Genomic DNA, 1,103 nt, shown 5'->3' on the forward strand with positions numbered 1-1,103 from the left:
TCCGAGGGAGGGCTCTCCTCAGCGCTGCTGCTGCGCAAATGGGCGAACCAGGTTCGCAAGGACGGTGAGGACGCCCTCCGGCCGCGCCCAACGGGCCGCCCGAAAGCGAAGCCGGACACCGAGCTCAGCGAGCTGGAACGACTCCGGCGGGAGAACGAGTACTTACGGGCCGAGAACGCGTACTTGGGAAAATTGCGGGCCTTGCAGGCGCAGCAACGGCGTCGGTGAAGACCACAGCCGTTGCCGCTTGCAAGGCCGAACACTCACTCCAGACGCTGCTGCAGATCGCCGGTCTTGCCCGCTCCACGTTCTTCTACCAGCAAGCCCGCTCGCGTGAACCTGACCGGCACGCTGACACCGCGGACGCGATCCGCGCGATCTTCGTCCGCACCAAGGGCCGGTATGGGCATCGGCGGATCCACGCCGAGCTCCGCCGGACCGGGCCAGTGGCGAAGAAGACGGTCCTGGCGTTGATGCGACGCCACGACCTGGTCTGCCTGGTGCGTCGTCGACGCCGATACTCGTCCTACGGCGGCGAGGTCGGCAAGGTTGCAGCGAACCTGCTGAACCGGGACTTCACCTCGACAGCGCCGAACCAGAAATGGGTCACGGACGTGACGGAGTTCCGGGTCGGTGAGCACAAGCTCTACCTGTCACCAGTGATGGACCTCTTCGACCGGCAGATCATCGCCTATCGAACCGGAACGTCCCCGACCCTGGAACTCACCCACGGCTCGCTCCGCGACGCACTCCACACCGCACTCGGGGCGGCACCGCTGGTGCACTCGGACCAGGGCATCCACTACCAGCACCGGTCCTGGCGGTCACTGCTGGCAGCTGCCGGCGCGTCCCAGTCGATGTCGCGAAAGGGCAACTGCCACGACAACGCGATCATCGAGAACTTCTTCGGCCATCTGAAAGCCGAGATGTTCCACCCAACCCATTTCGACAGCATCACCACGCTCGACACCGCGATCCACGACTACATCACCTGGTGGAACACCGACCGCTCCCAGGCACGACTCGAGGGCATGAGCCCGGTTCAATACCGAGCTCACGCCCTCGCGGCCTAATCTGACTTCACGGTCCAACAAACCGGGACC

The 1,103-nt window shown here is 65.0% G+C and carries 1 protein-coding gene and 1 pseudogene; both read left to right on the forward strand.

The window, feature by feature from the left end:
- Nucleotides 1-228, forward strand: a pseudogene (locus EDF51_RS20215) (IS3 family transposase); the annotation flags it as partial.
- Nucleotides 225-1,073: an IS3 family transposase gene (locus tag EDF51_RS19700; protein WP_134196264.1), complete on the forward strand. Its 849-nt coding sequence runs from the start codon at nt 225-227 to the stop codon at nt 1,071-1,073. The pseudogene EDF51_RS20215 and the gene EDF51_RS19700, both read left to right, overlap by 4 nt.
- The last annotated feature ends 30 nt before the right edge of the window (nt 1,074-1,103 follow it).

Source organism: Curtobacterium sp. PhB25 (assembly GCF_004365375.1).
Classification (GTDB): domain Bacteria; phylum Actinomycetota; class Actinomycetes; order Actinomycetales; family Microbacteriaceae; genus Curtobacterium.